General features: G+C 63.9%; 16 protein-coding genes. 11 read left to right on the top strand and 5 right to left on the bottom strand.

What is annotated here, in order from left to right; genetic code table 11:
• Positions 1-110: 110 nt before the first annotated feature.
• Positions 111-998: a LysR substrate-binding domain-containing protein gene (locus ACSQ3Q_RS01710; RefSeq protein ID WP_436132715.1), complete on the top strand. Its 888-nt coding sequence runs from the start codon at positions 111-113 to the stop codon at positions 996-998.
• Between the two features lie 38 nt (positions 999-1036).
• On the opposite strand, the gene ACSQ3Q_RS01705 is transcribed toward ACSQ3Q_RS01710, so the two are convergent.
• Positions 1037-3751: an excinuclease ABC subunit A gene (locus tag ACSQ3Q_RS01705; protein ID WP_436132714.1), complete on the bottom strand. Its 2715-nt coding sequence runs from the start codon at positions 3749-3751 to the stop codon at positions 1037-1039.
• Positions 3752-4044: 293 nt separating this feature from the next.
• Positions 4045-5010 carry a TIGR03885 family FMN-dependent LLM class oxidoreductase gene (locus ACSQ3Q_RS01700; protein WP_436132713.1) on the bottom strand — a complete coding sequence of 322 codons (966 nt, stop codon included), beginning with the start codon at positions 5008-5010 and terminating at the stop codon, positions 4045-4047.
• A gap of 557 nt (positions 5011-5567) precedes the next feature.
• Here ACSQ3Q_RS01700 and ACSQ3Q_RS01695 point away from each other — a divergent pair.
• The 3 genes from ACSQ3Q_RS01695 (at position 5568) to ACSQ3Q_RS01685 (ending at position 9248) form a co-directional block, all read left to right on the top strand.
• Entirely contained in the window at positions 5568-6257 is a 690-nt protein-coding gene (locus ACSQ3Q_RS01695; RefSeq protein WP_436132712.1) for a ferritin-like domain-containing protein, read from the top strand.
• A complete protein-coding gene (locus ACSQ3Q_RS01690; RefSeq protein ID WP_436132711.1) occupies positions 6254-6814 on the top strand; it encodes a hypothetical protein in 561 nt (186 codons plus the stop codon). Before ACSQ3Q_RS01695 ends, ACSQ3Q_RS01690 begins: the two co-directional genes overlap by 4 nt.
• Before the next feature lie 253 nt (positions 6815-7067).
• The gene (locus ACSQ3Q_RS01685; protein WP_436132710.1) at positions 7068-9248 is read left to right on the top strand and encodes an ATP-binding protein; all 2181 of its coding nucleotides are present in this window, start codon (positions 7068-7070) and stop codon (positions 9246-9248) included.
• On the opposite strand, the gene ACSQ3Q_RS01680 is transcribed toward ACSQ3Q_RS01685, so the two are convergent.
• Positions 9144-10058 carry a helix-turn-helix domain-containing protein gene (locus tag ACSQ3Q_RS01680; RefSeq protein WP_436132709.1) on the bottom strand — a complete coding sequence of 305 codons (915 nt, stop codon included), beginning with the start codon at positions 10056-10058 and terminating at the stop codon, positions 9144-9146. The two genes, ACSQ3Q_RS01685 and ACSQ3Q_RS01680, sit on opposite strands and share 105 nt — an antisense overlap.
• A 71-nt stretch (positions 10059-10129) precedes the next feature.
• Between ACSQ3Q_RS01680 and ACSQ3Q_RS01675 the strand changes: the two genes are divergently transcribed.
• Both ACSQ3Q_RS01675 and ACSQ3Q_RS01670 read left to right on the top strand, forming a co-directional pair.
• Positions 10130-10861, top strand: coding sequence for an aspartate/glutamate racemase family protein (locus tag ACSQ3Q_RS01675; protein ID WP_436132708.1), 732 nt, complete (start codon positions 10130-10132; stop codon positions 10859-10861).
• A 169-nt stretch (positions 10862-11030) separates the two neighbouring features.
• Positions 11031-11210 carry a DUF3606 domain-containing protein gene (locus ACSQ3Q_RS01670; protein ID WP_436132707.1) on the top strand — a complete coding sequence of 60 codons (180 nt, stop codon included), beginning with the start codon at positions 11031-11033 and terminating at the stop codon, positions 11208-11210.
• A 152-nt stretch (positions 11211-11362) separates the two neighbouring features.
• On the opposite strand, the gene ACSQ3Q_RS01665 is transcribed toward ACSQ3Q_RS01670, so the two are convergent.
• On the bottom strand, positions 11363-11914 hold the full coding sequence (locus ACSQ3Q_RS01665) for an acyl-CoA thioesterase (protein ID WP_436132706.1): 552 nt from the start codon (positions 11912-11914) through the stop codon (positions 11363-11365).
• Between the two features lie 109 nt (positions 11915-12023).
• Between ACSQ3Q_RS01665 and ACSQ3Q_RS01660 the strand changes: the two genes are divergently transcribed.
• From ACSQ3Q_RS01660 to ACSQ3Q_RS01640, 5 genes are all read left to right on the top strand, one after another.
• Positions 12024-12983: a GlxA family transcriptional regulator gene (locus tag ACSQ3Q_RS01660; RefSeq protein ID WP_436132705.1), complete on the top strand. Its 960-nt coding sequence runs from the start codon at positions 12024-12026 to the stop codon at positions 12981-12983.
• Between the two features lie 253 nt (positions 12984-13236).
• Positions 13237-13752: a glycine zipper domain-containing protein gene (locus tag ACSQ3Q_RS01655; RefSeq protein ID WP_436132704.1), complete on the top strand. Its 516-nt coding sequence runs from the start codon at positions 13237-13239 to the stop codon at positions 13750-13752.
• Between the two features lie 80 nt (positions 13753-13832).
• Entirely contained in the window at positions 13833-14087 is a 255-nt protein-coding gene (locus ACSQ3Q_RS01650) for a hypothetical protein (protein WP_436132703.1), read from the top strand.
• A gap of 523 nt (positions 14088-14610) precedes the next feature.
• Entirely contained in the window at positions 14611-14904 is a 294-nt protein-coding gene (locus tag ACSQ3Q_RS01645; protein WP_436132702.1) for a DUF4148 domain-containing protein, read from the top strand.
• 320 nt (positions 14905-15224) lie between these two features.
• Complete coding sequence (locus tag ACSQ3Q_RS01640; RefSeq protein WP_436132701.1) at positions 15225-15863, top strand: MBL fold metallo-hydrolase; 639 nt, start codon at positions 15225-15227, stop codon at positions 15861-15863.
• Positions 15864-16172: 309 nt separating this feature from the next.
• Here ACSQ3Q_RS01640 and ACSQ3Q_RS01635 read toward each other — a convergent pair whose 3' ends face one another.
• On the bottom strand, positions 16173-17024 hold the full coding sequence (locus tag ACSQ3Q_RS01635) for a M48 family metallopeptidase (RefSeq protein WP_436132700.1): 852 nt from the start codon (positions 17022-17024) through the stop codon (positions 16173-16175).
• Positions 17025-17041 lie beyond the last annotated feature (17 nt).

Here is a 17041-nt window from a genome sequence, read left to right as displayed (position 1 = left end):
AATCCTTGTGTGCCTGTAATGGCACCCTGAAATTGTCCGCCTACACAACGATTGTTGGGGATCAGATCGGAGCAGGACACCTGCTCCGATCCAGTAGAAAATCTACACCCATGAGCAATCCATTGGGCCGCACCCCGTCACTCAACGCCTTGCGCGCCTTTGAGGTCGCGAGCCGCCATCTGAATTTCCGCCTGGCCGGAGCCGAACTGGGTGTGACGCAGGGCGCGGTAGCGCAACAGATCCGGGCGCTGGAGGAAGAGCTGGGACTGAAGCTGTTCGAACGGCACCCGCGCCGGCTCGCATTGACACAGAACGGGCAGCGGTACGTCGTCGGTGTGCGACGCGCGTTCGAAACGCTCGCCCATGCCACCCAAAGCCTGCGGCCTGAGCCCCTTCACCTGACGATCAGCGTCACGCCGACCTTTGCCACCAAATGGCTCATCCCGAGGCTTCCGGACTACACACGCCTCCATCCTGGCGTCGATCTGCGCATCCTCGCCACCGAGCGCCTGTCGCACTTTCACACCGAAGCTGTCGACCTGGCGGTGCGCTACGGGCGCCCTTCGTTTGGCCCCGGGCTGCAAAGTGACCTGCTATGGGAAGAATGCCTGGTCGCAGTAGGAAGCCCTGCTTTGCTCGGGCAGCTACAGGCCGCAAGCGACTCCCCACGCAACGGGTCTTACGTACTGCTCAACGACTCCCAATCGTCTTGGGAGCAGTATGTGGAGCAGTGCGACCCGCCAGCCCCCCAACCACCCGCCCAGACGATTTCATTCAACCAGACGACCCTGGCCATTGACGCGGCCCTGATGGGCCAAGGCGTTGCGCTCGTTCAAAAGGACTTCGTGGCGCAAGACCTGGCCCTGGGGCGCCTGGTGCAGGTGTTCCCTGCAGAGATGCAAACCGACGCTGGCTACTACCTGGTGTTCCCGCGCAAGCAACGACAGCCGGACGCAGTCGCAGATTTAAGAGCGTGGCTGCTTGGTGCCGTCCGATAGGACAGCCTTTGCGCATCCCGGTCTGCTGCGCGCAGGTCTCAACTCCCGGCTCGCGGTGCGCCGCGCTGCGCTGAGGGCTGTCCCAGGGCCTGCGCCAGATACGGCGCCGTCTTGCTTTCCTTGTTGGCTGCTACCGCGAGCGGAACGCCCTGTGCCACGATGCGCCCGCCCTCGTCTCCCGCGCCAGGCCCGAGGTCGATCACCCAATCGCAGGCCGCCACCACCCGCATTTCGTGCTCGACCAACACCACCGTGTTGCCCGCAGCCACCAGCCCGTCGAGCTGCGCGATCAGGCGGTCCACATCGGCCGGGTGGAGTCCGGTGGTCGGTTCATCCAACACGTACAGGGTGCCGCCGCGTTGCTGCTGGCGCTGCAGCTCGGTCGCCAGCTTGATGCGCTGGGCCTCGCCACCGCTCAGTTCCGTAGCCGGCTGCCCCAGGCGCAGGTAACCCAGCCCGATATCCCGCAGTACCGTGAGTGGGCGCAGCACCGAAGGCTCTTCGGCAAACACTGCGCACGCGGCGTCGACAGTGAGGCCCAGCACGTCGGCAATGGAAAGCCCGTTCCACAGAACTTCCAGCGTTGCCGTGTTGTAGCGGCTGCCGTGGCAGGTGGGGCATGGTGCGTACACACTGGGCATGAAGAGCAACTCCACACTGACAAAGCCCTCGCCTTCGCAGGTCTCGCAGCGACCCTTCGCTACATTGAAAGAAAACCGACCCGCGTCGTAGCGGCGCTTGCGTGCCGCTGGCGTGGCGGCAAAGAGTTTGCGCACCGTGTCAAAGAGACCCGTGTAGGTCGCCAGATTGGAGCGTGGAGTCCGGCCGATGGGTTTCTGGTCTACCTGCACGAGGCGCTTGATGCGCTCTGCGCCCGCGACCAGCCGACCCGACGCCGGGGAGGCAGATGGTATTGGCGCCCCATCCGGCACCTCCCCATCACCGACCAACGCTCCCGAAGCCTCCTCGTGTGCGTCTGCGACCAGCGGCCGCCCCAGATGCGCGGCCATCAGTTCCAGCAGCGCCTGGCTCACCAGGCTGGACTTTCCGCAACCCGAAACACCGGTCACGGCGGTCATGCACCCCAGCGGAAAATCGGCGTCCAGCCCCTGCAAGTTATTGCGTGTGATGCCCTCCATCTGCAGCCATCCCTGCGCAGCGCGTGGTCGGCGCAAAGGCACCCCGGCCTCAGCACCCACGCCAAACAGGTAGCGTCGGGTCTGCGACCGCTCAACCTGCGCCAGCCCCGCAGGCGGGCCGCTGTACAGCACCTCGCCGCCCCCTTCGCCAGCGGCGGGCCCCACATCCACCAGCCAGTCTGCGCGGCGCATGGTGGCCACATCGTGCTCCACCACAAACAGCGAATTGCCCGCGCCCTTGAGGTCCTGCAGCGCCGCCAGCAGGGCCTCGCCATCGGCCGGGTGCAAGCCGGCCGACGGTTCATCCAGGACGTAAACAACACCAAACAGGTGGGAGGAAAGCTGCGATGCCAGCCGCAGCCGCTGCAACTCGCCCGGAGAGAGCGTGGGCGTGGACCGGTCCAGCGAAAGGTATCCCAGCCCCAGATCGATCAGTGCCAAAACCCGCCGGCGCAAATCCCCTGCCAGTCGTTGGGCCGCGATCACCTTTTCTTCCGACAACCAATGCGTGCGATGGACGTCGGGCGCTGCCGCGTGCGCGCCGGCAGCGCCTGCCCCACCGCGCTTCTTGCGGGTTTGGCTGCCCTGACCTTCCAGTTGGGGCTCGCCATCACCCAGCCGGCCTTCCGCCGCGGGCACCAACAATTCAGCCAGCGCTTTCAGCGGCAGTTGCGCCAGCGTCGCGATGTCATGCCCGGCGAAGGTGACCGATAGCGCCTCTGGCTTGAGCCGCTTTCCATGGCACACCGGGCACAAGGTCCCCACCATGTACTGGGCGACGCGCTTTTTCATCAGCGCGCTCTGGCTGTGGGCGAAGGTCTGGAGCACGTAGCGCCGCGCCCCCGTGAAGGTGCCCATGTAGCTCGGAGTGAGCTTGCGTTTGATTGCGTCCTTCACTTCGCCAACGTTGAATCCCGCGTACACCGGCACGGTGGGCTGCTCTTCAGTGAACAGAATCCAGTGGCGCAACTTTTTAGGCAGGTCGCGCCATGGTGTGTCGACGTCGTGGCCCAGTGTGGTCAAGATATCGCGCAGGTTTTGTCCCTGCCAGGCGGATGGCCACGCGGCCACGGCGCGCTCGCGGATGGTCAGGGAATCGTCCGGCACCATCGACTGCTCGGTCACCTCGTACACGCGCCCCTGGCCATGGCAGTTGGGGCACGCACCCTGCGGCGTGTTGGGCGAGAAGTCCTCCGCATAGAGCATGGGCTGGTCGGCCGGATACCGACCGGCGCGCGAGTAGAGCATGCGCAGCGGCGTCGATATCCCCGTCACACTGCCGACCGAAGACCGGGTGCTGGGCGTCCCGCGCTGCTGCTGCAGTGCCACCGCCGGCGGAAGACCTTCGATGCTGTCCACCTGAGGCACCCCGGCCTGTACGATCAATCGCCGCGCATACGGTGCCACGGATTCCAGGTAGCGCCGCTGCGCTTCGGCAAACAATGTGCCGAAGGCCAGCGACGACTTGCCCGAGCCTGAGACGCCTGTGAACACCACCAGTGCGTCCCGGGGGATGTCCACGTCAACGTCTTTGAGGTTGTGTTCTCGGGCGCCCCGTACCCGGACCATGCCGGGGGGAGAGAGAGCGGTAGAGCTTGGGAGCGTGGCAGGCATGGAGGATCTCTTCAAGAGAGCGGCGACTTGAAAGCAAGGATGATGGGTGGCGAAGCCGGCCATGCCGTGCAGGCGCATGCCGCATTTGCACGTGGTGCTTGCGCTGGCTCATCCACGCTGCCCGTTGCGTTGCTGCCATTGAGCGCCTGCCCTCCCGCCCAAACTTCTGCCGAGCAAGGCAAATCGCCCGGGGTCAGGCAAGCCGACCAGGATGTGTCCCCAACGGCAGTGCGGGCGATGCCAGGCACACACCCCGCCATCTGTTACAGCGGCACAGCGTCTGTTTTCTAAGTTCAGGAAAGCAAGGGCTTGATTTTTTCGCCGAACGCTTCGATGAACTCGATCTGATTGCGCCCGACGTTGTGGAGATAGATCTCCGCAAAGCCCATCTCGGCATAGCGTTCGATCCACGCCGCATGTATGTGGGCATCGGCTGAGATATGGACGAATGCGTCCATGTCCGCGGGCCCTACGTTCGCCGTTGCACGCTCAAAAGCGGCGGGAGTGGCCAGGTTTTCAGTCAGATCTGCCGCCAGCGCGTTGCTGCGCCACTGGTCCAACGCATTGCTTCGGGCCGACGCCTCGTCCGCCGCGTATGACAGGTGGACCTGCAGGTGCACAGGTTTGTTCTCGCCACCCCCTTCCCGAAAGGCGTCGACCAGGCGTCGCAAGTCATCCAAGGGGCGGTGAACTCTCAGGAGTCCATCGGCCCAGCCGCCCATCCAGCGTGCGGTCTCGGGCGAAAGCGCCGCGCCCAGCAGCGGCGGTGGACGTGTCGCCAGCGTATAGAGCTTGGCCTGGCGGGTGGGTATCGGCGCTGCGACAGTCACTTCCTCGCCACGCCACAGCGAGCGAATCACCTGCGCGCCGCAGAACAGCCTTTCATTGCGCTGCGGCTTTTCGGGCCAATCGGCACCGACCATGCACTCGTTGAGCGCCTCGCCACTGCCCAACGCGAGCCAAGCCATACGGCCTGGAAACATTTGCGCCAGAGTGGCTCCGGCCTGTGCCGTGACCACGGGGTGGTAGCGCCAACCGGACGGCACGGTGATCAAGCCAAACGGCAGGCTTGTTGCCTGCATTGCAGCACCAAGCCAGGCCCACGCAAAACCGGATTGACCCTGGCGCTCACTCCATGGCGCCAGATGGTCAGACGACATGAGGCAATCAAAGCCGGCAAGCTCGGCGGCTCGCGCGCAATCCAGCAACTCGCCCGGGCTGAACTGTTCGTGGGAGGCATGAAAACCAATGCGGGCCATTTCTTCTTTCTTCCGTGCGGACGCCGTTAGAGATGCGTACCGAAGTGGCTGGTCGAGGTTCTTTGGCGCGGGCTATTCAACCGTTAGCTCCATGCAGACCACTTTGGGGGCGCGTGGGGCTCTTTTGAGGCAGGCAGCGCGCCCGCCGTCGCACCGCTCTGCGGTAGCTTCCAAAAAACGCATGAAGAGATTGCTGTGCCTCAGCATGGTTGGCTGTAGGACTGGATCGAAACCGAACCCGCGCGCCAGCATGGCACGGCTCCCTGCGCGGCATTTCCTCTACCCGCAAATCAGACCGCACCTACAGGCCGGCCCGATCCGTCGCAGGAGGCTTGCAATGTCGCAAACCACACAGCACAGCACCATGCCACCGATCCCATCCACATCTTGCGAGCCCAGGCTCTGTGACCGCGCGGGGACCGTGCATGCCTGCCAGCAATCCTGCGCTCCGGCGTCGGTCGAATTTCCGGTCCTTATCACGCGTTCGGCGGTCAGCGGCGGCGCTTCCACAGCCCAAGCCGAAGTGGATAGAGAGTGCGAGTCGGCGGCGGGTGAACATGCATAGCCGTGAACAGCTCATGCACGTCCTGGCGGAGGCGGCGGAACTGGAGCACAACATCCTGTGCTGCTATCTGTACGCAGCCTTCAGCCTCAAGACCTCCGTCGACGAAGGACTGTCCGCTCACGAATTGGCGCATGTGTCGGCATGGCGCAAAGAACTGACGGGAATCTGCGTAGAGGAGATGACCCACCTCTCGCAGGTCGCCAATCTCACCCTTGCGATCGGGGTGCGACCCCACTTCAACCGACCCAATTTCCCGGTGGCCAAGGGATACCACCCGGCCGCTGTGGAACTGGCACTGGCGCCGTTTGATCTCGATACCCTCGATCACTTCATCTTTCTCGAGCGTCCCGAGGGATCGGAGGAGCGCGATGCGCCCCCTGCAGGGGCAGTCGCCGGGCCGCCCCGCGATTCGCTGCCACAGGTACTGATGCCCGCGGCGCCAAACTACGAGACCATTGGCGAGTTCTACGAGTTGTTGAAAAGCGGGCTTCGCGCAGTGAGCGAGGCCCTGGGCGAAGGCCAGCTGTTTTGCGGCCCTGCGCGCCATCAATTGAGCGCCCGGGAACTTCGCAGCGACGATCTTCTGGTGGTTCACGACCTGAACACGGCCATCGCCGCCATCGACACGATCATTGTGCAGGGCGAGGGTTCGCAAGCGGAGCGGGACGGCTCGCAGAGATGAAGTCCCAGTACCAGGCCCTGCAAACCGAGCGAAGCGATTTCTGTCCACACCGGAACGTTGCGCGCAATCCCGTCATGCGCGCCCCGGTCGCCGAGGACCGCGTTCACATTGCCTCGCAGCCGGCACGCACCTTGCTCGACGCCGCGAACGGCACGTACGCCGCCATGATGTCCACCTTCACCGCCCTGTACGACCTCCCCCGTGATGCCCCCGCCCGGCCGCTGCTGCTGTCTGCAGCACTGTCGTTGATGCACATGGCGGCGGCGATCTCGGATGCGCTGACGCGGCTTCCGGCGGCCGACACGCCGGGCGCGCCCCATGCCGGAGTGACTTTCACCGTGTTGCGCAGCACCGAAGGTTTCTCTGTGGGGGCCGACGCGCCGGCGTTGGTGGGAGAGCGGCTCGCGCTGGTGGAGCAAACACTTTTGGGGATCGTGCACCTCTGCCCACTGCTCGGCCAGCCCCTTGCAGAATTTCAGATTGCAACGGCCAATCTCAGACGCAACTCACAAGGCTCAGGGACGCGGAACGGCGCGGCCTGTAGCGCTACAGGCTAGGCGTCGGTGTGCTGCCATTGCGGCGTCGCTCCCATCGGGTGAACTGAAGCAAGCACCGCGTGGCACGCTTCACCGCTGGCTGGCGACTCTGTCGACGTGTCACGGCCTGTGTTGCCGCTCCAGTGCCGGTTCTTCGAAACCACTTACGCCGAGCCGAGGGAGCAGCACGCAGGGCGCCACCCATGCACAGCAAGATTCCAGCGCCTCCCTAGGCTATGCTCCCGCGGACCGATCGACACCACCCAAAGCGCCCATGCCCCATCTCAAGTTTCCTCCCGAAGGCTTGTCGGGCGAAATGGCCCGGATGATTGCCGACCACCCCTGGGACATGCACCCGCTGGGCCACCCGGACCATTGGCCGCAAAGCCTCAAGAATGCGCTGGTGCTGCTGCTGGAGTGCCGGTTGCCCATGTACCTGGCGTGGGGTCCCGAACTGCTCCAGTTCTACAACGATGCCTATCGCCCCATCTTGGGAGACAAGCATGAAGGCGCCCTGGGCGGCTCTGCGCGGGTAACCTGGAGTGAAATCTGGCCCACCATCGGGCCCATGTGGGACGAGGTGTTGTGCGGCAAGGCCATCGGATTCGAAGACTTCAAGCTGACCATTCAGCGATACGGCTTCCCGGAAGACTGTTATTTCAATTTTTCGTACAGTCCCGTTCGCGATGACGAGGCAAGCGTGGCCGGGGTGCTGGTGACCTTCGCTGAGACCAGCAGCAAGGTGCTGAGCGAGCGGCGGTTTAGGTTCTTGGACGGGCTCGCGCAAATGACGCGGGCGCAGAGCTCGCCTGCCGATGTGATGACCACAACTTCTGCGGCGCTAGGCCAGTACCTGGAGGTCAACCGCTGTGCCTATGCCCATGTGCTTGACGACCAGAACACCTTCGATCTGATCGGTGACTACAACAACGGCGTCGAGAGCATTGTGGGGCGCTACAAATTTACGGATTTTGGCGATCTGGTCAGTGAACTGATGATCGCCAACCAGCCGTACGTGAACGAGGATGTGGACAGCAACCCAATCACGAAAGATATGGATCTGTCTGCCTACCGCCTGACAGCCATCCAGGCCGTTATCTGTGTTCCGCTCCACAAGAACGGAAAGTTCGTGGCGGCGATGGCGGTGCACCAGACGACGCCGCGCAACTGGACCTCTGAAGAAATCACGCTGGTCCGCACCGTCGTCGACCGGTGCTGGGAGTCTCTCGAGCGCATCCGCGCAGAGAACGACAAGGCACTGCTGCTCGACAGCGAGCGCGCCGCCCGCCGCGAAGCGGAGCGGGCCAACTCCTTCAAGGACAGCTTCCTGGCGACGCTTTCCCATGAGCTGCGGACACCGCTGAGCGCCATCACTGGTTGGGTCCACATCCTTCGGAAAAAATACGGCGCAGGCCATCCTGACTTGCTCAAGGGTGTCGACGTCATCGAGCGGAGCACACGCACGCAGGCACGCCTGATCGGCGATTTGCTCGACATGAGCCGGATCAGCTCGGGCAAGCTCAGGCTGGACATGAAACCGGTGGACCCCGCAGGGTGTGTTCGTGCAGCCCATGACCTGATGTTGCCCAACGCCCAAGCGGCCGGGCTGACACTCACCGCGGAGCTGGAGCCTGCCGGGCTGGTGCTCGGAGATGCGGACCGGCTGCAGCAAATCGTGTGGAACCTGCTTGCCAACTCGGTGAAGTTCACACCCCGCGGTGGCGCTGTGACGGTGCGGCTCTCGCAAAGCAAATCCACTGCGGTCATCACCGTGTGCGATACGGGGGTGGGTATCCAGACAGAGTTTCTGCCGCATATCTTCAAACGCTTTCGGCAAGCGGACGGCTCGATCACCCGCAGCTTTGGCGGCTTGGGTCTCGGGCTGTCGATCGTGCACCACCTTGTCGAACTCCACGGCGGCAGTGTGAGCGCTGAAAGCGCGGGTTCGGGGGCGGGCGCCACCTTTCGCGTCACCCTGCCGCTGCACCACGCGCCCGTCACGGACCCCGTAAAGCCCCGGGCCACGGCCCCCATGGACCGCTCAGCGCCAGACCTGTCAGGGCAGACAGTGCTGGTGGTGGACGACGACCCCGACACGCGGGAGCTTCTGAAACGGGTCATCGAGGAGTGCGGCGCCGAGGTTCACACCGCACCGGACGCCTACGCCGCCATGCACTTCATCGAGCGCCGCATGCCCGACGTGCTCTGCTCTGACATCGGGATGCCCGGCATGGACGGGTATGAGCTCGTCCGCTGGGTGAGGGCGCGCGCCAGCCAGCGCCAGGGGAGGGTCCCCGCCATCGCGATGACCGCCTTCGCAAGGCCCGAGGACGAGACCCGATCTCTCGAATCAGGATTCGATTTGCATCTCTCCAAGCCGGTCGAGCCGGGGCAGGTCCTCGCCGCGATTGGAGAGCTGTTGGCTGGCGGGGAGGCTGCCGCCAGGATGCGGTGATGCGTATTGCCCCTGCCTCCAAGCCGCAAGGTATTGCCCGGGTGTCCGCCCGAGCACCTTGCGAAAGGCAACACCCATGTGCGACTGGTGGGTGAATCCACAATCCAATGCAATCGACGCCAGCGGCGCAGCATCTTTTCGCACCATCGCACGAGCCGCTTGGACCCGCGTTTCAACAATGAACGCGTGGGGCGTCGTGCCCACAAGCTGGGTGAACTCACGCAAGAAACGCAGCGGACTTTTGCCTTCCGCCTGCGCCAACTGCGCAATCGACAAAGGCTGGGCAAATTCATGCGCAATGTGGTCCAGCACGCGCCCGTAGACACTGCGCAGCTGCGGGTGCGGATCTGGACGGTTGTCCCCTTCTGTCGAAGTCTGCAGGTTGAGGAACGCCAGCGCAGACTGCTCGACAGCAAGAACATCGGGTGCCGCATCGAGCAGGAGGCGGCGCAAGTGCTGAGCGGCCGCAAGCGCTGCAGCATGCCCCGCCCAGTACGCACGACCCTTGCTGCGCCGTGGTGCCGGCACGCCCAGGCCGCATGTCCAGCGGGCCACCAGATACTCACCGCCGGTGGCGGATTCAGAGAACACATCGACGCCCGGCGGCGTATACGCGAGCATGCCGGGCCAGGTATCGAAATCTTCCCGGTGGTCGGACCCGATGGCATGCACGCCCTTCTGACGCTCCAGCGCAATGCCGAGGGAATGCGTCCGCACCGGGTCCGTTGCACTGTAGGCCCTGCGGCTCAATAGCTCGACCCGCAGGCCGTGCAGGGCCATGTCATGGACAAAGAGGGAGGGCTGGGTCATCGCTGGAGAGGAGGCGGCAGAGCTGAAATTTCATGATATACGCCCGGATACAGCGACTCGATACTGCGCGCATGAACACATCAGAACCAAAGGGCAGCGAGCCCAACCGCGTGATCGGCCTCATCGGCGGCATGAGCTGGGAATCGAGTGCCGAATACTACAAACTCATCAACCAGGAGGTGCGCAACCGCCTCGGCCCTCTGCGCTCCGCCCAGCTGCTGATGTACAGCGTGGACTTCGGGCCCATCGAACAGGCGCAGCATGCCGGCCGCTGGGATGACCTGGCCAGCATGCTGGAAGACGCCGCGCGGCGCCTGCATCACGGCGGGGCCGACTGCGTCGTGTTGTGCACCAACACCATGCACAAGGTCGCGGATCGAATTCAAGCTGCGGTCCCCATCCCCTTCCTGCACATCGCGGACCCGGTGGGGCACGAAGCTTCGCAGACCGGCGCCAAAGTGCTGGGTCTGCTGGGCACGCGCTTCACCATGGAACAGCCTTTCATGCGCGAGCGACTGGAACGTACACATGGCCTGCAAATCCTCGTGCCTGATGGGCCAGACCGCGCCGAAGTGCACAGGATCATTTACGAGGAACTTTGCACGGGCGTGGTACGCGAGGCGTCGCGCAAGACCTACCAACGCATCATCGAATCGTTGGCGCAGCGCGGCGCGCAGGCGGTGGTTCTGGGCTGCACGGAAATCACGCTGCTGATCCAGCAACCCGACAGCGTGCTCCCCGTTCTGGACACCACCCGATTGCATGCGCTGGCCGCGGTGGACTTTGCACTGGCCCGTGGCTAATGCGGCCGGCGCATCGGGTCCGTCCACCTCGCGGCCTCTAAACGCAATACCCCCGTAGCGGCACCCGCTGGCACCGCGGTAGCGGGGTCTGGGCACCCCTGCTTTGTAGCCGCCGTCCTACAAGATGGCCCCAGAGGGACTCCTACGATGCCTCCCAAGGAGTTCACCCATGGCCTACGACAGAGACGAAATGGCACAGGATCAGCCGCTGATTTCGCTGCGCGAGGACGACCTTCGCTTTTGGAGCAATGCGCTCGGTTGCACGGAGCAGCATTTGCGCGAGGCTGTCGATGTCGCGGGGCAATCACCCACCGATGTGATGGAGTTCCTGGCCCCTACGGGATGGTAGGCGTGCCCGGTTTCCAGGCACCCCGGGGTTGAGTCCCCATCTGACGCAGGCGGCTGGTCTGCCCAGGCAGTGATCCCTCTAGCGACGTCCAGATGCATGGCCATCCTCTATCGCTGTACGTAACGGCGCCCTGCGATCCCAACAGCTGCTACCTATTGAATGGTTTCGGTCTCGGACAGCTTGAGGCCAGCGCTCAAGCTGTCGCATGCTTCGCACCATGCCGCCGCCCAGGCAGCCAACGCGGGTGACTCTGGGGGCATCCCCATGCCGCGCACGAATTCTTGCGGTGCGACCGTGCCCGTGGCCGAACGAAACAGCCCCCGCATCAACACCACGCCGACGACCCTCCCCTTGCGCAGGAAGCGGTGCTCCATGACGGTCCACTTGTCATCCCAGCCCAGGACGCGCGTGTGGATCTCGAACGTCTCGAAGACCTTCAGCTCTCGCCGAAATTTCCCCCACACGTCCCCCACGATGGGCATCGCCTTGTGGCGCAGTGCCACGCGGAAGGCACCACTTCGCAGGACATAGTCCATGCGCCCCACATCCGCGAGCGTGAAGTAGCGGCCGTTGGTGACGTGCCGATTGAGGTCGAGGTCCAGCGGCCAGACCCGCAGTCGGATGACCGTGGTGTCCATCGCGTCGACCGGCCTGCGCCACGGACGGCGCAGGAACATGAGCAGAAGGCGAAACCAGAGATTCATGGGGTTGTGGTGAAGAGCGGTTGCGAGCACCCCAATCTATTCGTGCCGAGCCAAAGTCACCATATGCATAAATGACAATCTTCCTGCGATAACTGCAATACGATGGCCCATGGACATTTGTCTTCTTTTGGCAGACCACTGCTCGGCCGCCAGCGCCACCATGGCGCAGGAGTTTTTTCGGGCGTCGAACCTGTTCGCGGATGCGCCGGCGTTCCGGGTGATATCGGCTTCGTGGGACGGGCAAGCCGTCCCTACCATGAGTGGGCAGATGCTTCAGGTGGATGCAGCGATCAGCGACGTGGGCAGGATGGACCTGGTGGTGGTACCGGGCTTCCTGTTGACGCTGCGGGAGGCTCTTCCTTTGTTCGAACGGTACAGACCGTGGCTGCGTCATCAACATGCGGCGGGCGCCACGGTAGCTTCCATGTGCACGGCGACATTCCTGCTGGCGGAATGTGGGCTGTTGCCCGGAGTGCGCGCGACCACGCATTGGGCGTTTGCAGATTTTTTTCGCCGCCGGTATCCCGACCTGCTTCTGGACGAAACGCGCATGTTGCACGACGAGAAGCGCGTTGTGACGAGCGGCGGTGCCTCCGCCGCCATGGACCTTCTGCTCTATCTGGTTGAACGCTTTGGCACGCCGGGTCTGGCCCACAAATGCAGCCGGTACATGTTGATTGACCACGTGCGCAGCGGGCAGTCGGCCTATTTTTTCTGGACGGCTTCCAAGAACCACAACGATGCCGAGGTGCTGCAGGTCCAGCACTGGCTGGAAGAGTCCTTTGCCGAGCCCCTGGTGATTGATGAAGTGGCTCAGCGCTTTGGTTTTGGCATTCGGAACTTCAAGAGACGCTTCAAGGAGGCGACGGGCAGCGCGCCGCTGGCCTATCTGCAGATGCTCCGGTTGCAGAAGGCCATGCAACTCCTGGAAACGACGCGGCAGAGCCTGGAGAGCATCACCGGCGCAGTGGGGTACGGGGACAGCAGTTCGTTCAGCCGTCTGTTTCAAAGCAGAGTCGGCCTGCCACCTTCGGCATACCGAAGGAAATTTCAGGTGAAGAAGCGTTAAGGCGCCTTCTGCGGCTTGGCCACCGCAAGCCAACCCAGCAAGCTGTGTGCATCACGCACTGAGGCTATCCACGTCGCACAAGCGCCCTGTCGGCGGGCGCTGACACCTGTAGGTCATCCACGGCGGGGATCAGGCTGCAGGACGACAGAACACGTGAAATCAGGGTTGTACGGTGACAGGGTCATCAACCTGCTGGACATGGCGACGGCCTTCGGGCCGGCCGACATCCGGCGTTTTACGTGAAGGAAATTCCATGAGCGATCGAAACAACCCACTCCATAGCGATGCGGACCACTCGGCAACCAAAACCGGCGTCGGCGCTGTGGTCGGCGGTGCAGCAGGGGGTGTTGCGGGCGGCGCCGCAGCCGGCGCACTGGCGGGCGGCTTGACGGGCCCCGTGGGCGCCGCCGTCGGAGCCGTTGTCGGCGCAGTGGCCGGCGCGGCGATGGGGCGCAGCGTCAAGGTCGACCCGGTGGCCGAGGACACCTATTGGCGCGACAACTATTCTTCGCGCCCTTACATCGCGGGCGGCGCGCAGTACGACGACTACCAGCCCGCCTATCGCTATGGCGCAGACTCGTATTCCAAATACCCCAACCGGTCCTTTGACGAGATCGAGCCCGAACTGAGCCGCGACTGGGGCAGCGCCCGCGGCCAATCTTCGCTCGACTGGGAAAACGCCAAGCACGCATCGCGTGATGCCTGGCACCGCGTGAGCAACGCAGCGGAACGGGCGATCCCCGGCGACTCGGACCGCGACGGCCGCTAAGCCGAGCCTCCCCAAGGGGGTACGTTGCCGTGCCCCCTTTTCTTGTCCTTTGTTGTTTCACACATGCCAGGAGGCTTCCCATGCAAGAGAAACCCGCCGATCCCCATCCGCTGAGCGATCTGGCCTACGACTGGATCACGCTGATGCAGAACAAGGCGCAGGCGCTGCTCGCCTACGACCAGTACATCAAGGATGCCGAAGCCGCAGGCTCACCCGAGTGCGCTGCTTTCTTCCGCAAAGTGCACGACTCCGACAAGGCGCAGCTTGCAGAAGCCAAGCAGCATCTGGTGGCGGTATTGCAGGGGACGATGGGCGCAGGCAAACGGCCGGCTTGAACAGCCGGTGGGATGAAGCTCGCACGCCTGCGCTGACACGTCTCAGGCGCGCCGAGCTCATCACCCGACCCACACTACACAGCACAACACGTCCGCCTATGGGGATTCCCGTAGCGCCGCTTGAGGTGCTCTCCGTGCCCCAGCGTGCCTGGGGCACGTTCACTTTCACGTTCACGGGGTATTTGGTACGTCCCCCCCAAATCCACAGCTGGCCGTGTGTTCGGACCTATCGCGCCTGCGAAGGCCCCATAGCGACGCGCGATGCTCAGGGCAAGGATGAAGGATCGCAACGCAGCACAAAAGAGTTCCGAAGTTGCCGTCGATTGTTCTCAATACCGGAACAGTTAGTTTGCGACTGAGTGGTTTTTCTTTGAACATCACCGGCGTACAGTTCAACCCATCGATGAGCCGAACCCGCAAGGCGACTCACCGAACCCGGTTTGAAGCAGTTCTCAGCCTTCGCTTCTGGCTCTTTGTTCCGGTTTTTTTTGAGACGCTTTTTTTAACTTCAAGGACTTTCATCATGAACAACACTGCACGCTTCCTCTCCATCGCCGCTGTCGCTGCCTTCGCCTCCTTTGGTGCCCAAGCCGACGAAGCCGATGCTTCGCAATTCGCCACCAAGTTTGAAACCAACCGCACCCGCGCTGAAGTGGCTGCAGAAGCCGCCACCGTGGCCCAGACCCGCAGCATTGAGCCAGCAGGTTCGCGCGTGGTGACTTACAAGTCCACGGCCGACCGCGCTGCGGTGCGCGCCCAGGCTGCTGAAGCCCTGCGCACGGGCCAAATCCCATCGGGCGAATTCAGCGCCATGTAATTGACGCAGTTGCGGGCCTTCCCATGGTGGCGGCACTTCGCGGGTGCTGCTGCCATGGGGAGTGTTTTCCCCGCAAATGCTGCCAAGCAAACTGGGCTCCTTTTGGGAGCCCTTTTTGTTGTTGGGTAGGGGTGATTCCAATCTGGTCAACTGGACGCAACCACGGCGGTCTCTGGCGGGAAGCGCTGGCGCCCCGTGCGATCGGACCGCGGAGATGGTTGCCCATCTTGGCGCGCACAATCCACCGGCTGTGTTCGGTGGGTTCAGGCTCTGCTTGCAAAATCCACCCACCGTTAGCAACTACCACCCACCGCCGCCGCATGCTCCGCTACCTCACCGTCCCCGTCACCGCCTTTCAACAGAACTGCTCCATCGTCTGGTGCGATGCCACGCACCTGGCCGCGGTGGTCGACCCGGGCGGTGACTTGGAGTTGTTGCTGTCGCACATCAAGCGCCTGAACCTGAAGCTCGAGCAGATCTGGCTGACCCACGCGCACATCGACCACGCGGGCGGCACGGGCGAGCTGGCCGAGCGGCTGGCGCTGCCCATCGTGGGGCCGCACCCGGGGGATCAGTTCTGGATCGACGGCCTGCCGCAGCAAAGCGCGATGTTTGGTTTTCCGCCTGCGCAACACTTCACGCCCACACGCTGGCTGGCCGATGGCGACTCGGTGCAGATCGGCCACGAAACGCTGCAGGTGCGCCACTGCCCGGGCCACACGCCCGGCCATGTGGTGTTCCACGCGCCGCAGATCGACCGGGCTTTTGTCGGCGACGTGCTGTTTGCCGGCAGCATCGGCCGCACGGATTTTCCGCAAGGCAATCACCAGGACCTGATCGACAGCATCACCCAGCGGCTGTGGCCCATGGGGGACCAGACGGTATTCATCCCCGGCCACGGGCCCGAGAGCACGTTTGGGCGCGAGCGCCAGAGCAATCCGTATGTGGGTGGGACCTGAGCGCTACGGGAGTCCGATATTGAATCAAAACAGGGCCTAGCGCTTGATTGGTAAGCGCTTATAGCTATTGTTTTAATAGCAAACGCATTTGTGCCGAGTACGGTGATGGCGGGCCTGCGCAACATCACCACAATCCGCGCCGCCATTGCAGCCGGCTGATGCAGCCGCCATTGCGTTCCGAGTGCCGCGCCGCAAGCCCACTTCAGCCGGCGGCGCAGGCCCGATGTTCACCGCCGATGAGTGGGACAGATTGCGCCAGCATGGCCAGCGCGCGGCTCAAAGCCGCGCACCGCTCCCCCGCGCCATGGATCAGCCCTTCCTCGCCGCCTCATACAAACCACGCACCTTGGGCACGTTGGACTCCAGCTCTCTGATGCGCGCCGGGCCCGACGGGTGGGTGGACAAAAACGCCAGCCCGCCCTGCTTGCTGCCCGTGGCGTTGCCCATCTTCTTCCACAGGCTTACCGAGGCCGCGGGGTCGAAGCCGGCGCGCGCGGCCAGTTCCAGTCCCACCAGGTCGGCCTCGCTTTCGTCCGATCGGCTGAACTGCAGCGTGAGCAGTTGCCCGCCCAGGCCTGCGGCGGCCTGGCCGAGGTCACCCAGCCCCAGCAGCTGCGAGCCCAGGCGCAGCGCGAGGTTGGTGCCCTGCGTCTTGGCGATGCGCTCGCGCGCGTGTTCGCGCAGGGCATGGGCCATTTCGTGGCCCATGATCATCGCGGTCTCGTCGTCGGTGAGCTTGAGCTGATCGAGGATGCCCGTGTAGAAGGCGATCTTGCCACCGGGCATGCAGAACGCGTTGATTTGCTGGCTGCCGATCAGGTTGACCTCCCAGCGCCACTGCTTGGCGCGGTCGTTCCACGGCGCGGTGTAGGGAATCAGTCGCTTGGCGATGGCGTGCAGGCGCTGCAGCTGCGGGTGGCCTTCTGGCGCAAGCGCGCGCTTGGCCCGGGCCTGCTCCAGCATCTGGCGGTACTGCTGGGCCGCCGAATTTTCAAGCGTCTCGGCGGGGATCAGCTTGCGCACGCTGGAGGCCGTGCCCACATCCACCTGGGCCAACACGGGCGCCGCCGCGCCGGCACCGGCCGCCAGCAAGAAGGCGCGGCGCGCCGACCAGGGCGACGAAGGAGCAGCAACGGAAGGCGTGGGGCACAGAAGGCACATACCAAAATCACCTGAAG

The sequence above is a fragment of the Acidovorax sp. LjRoot129 genome, from assembly GCF_964253765.1.
In the GTDB taxonomy this organism is placed as follows: domain Bacteria; phylum Pseudomonadota; class Gammaproteobacteria; order Burkholderiales; family Burkholderiaceae_C; genus Acidovorax.
The sequence above is the reverse complement of the archived record's forward strand: the minus strand, read 5'-3'. Positions and strand labels throughout refer to the sequence as shown.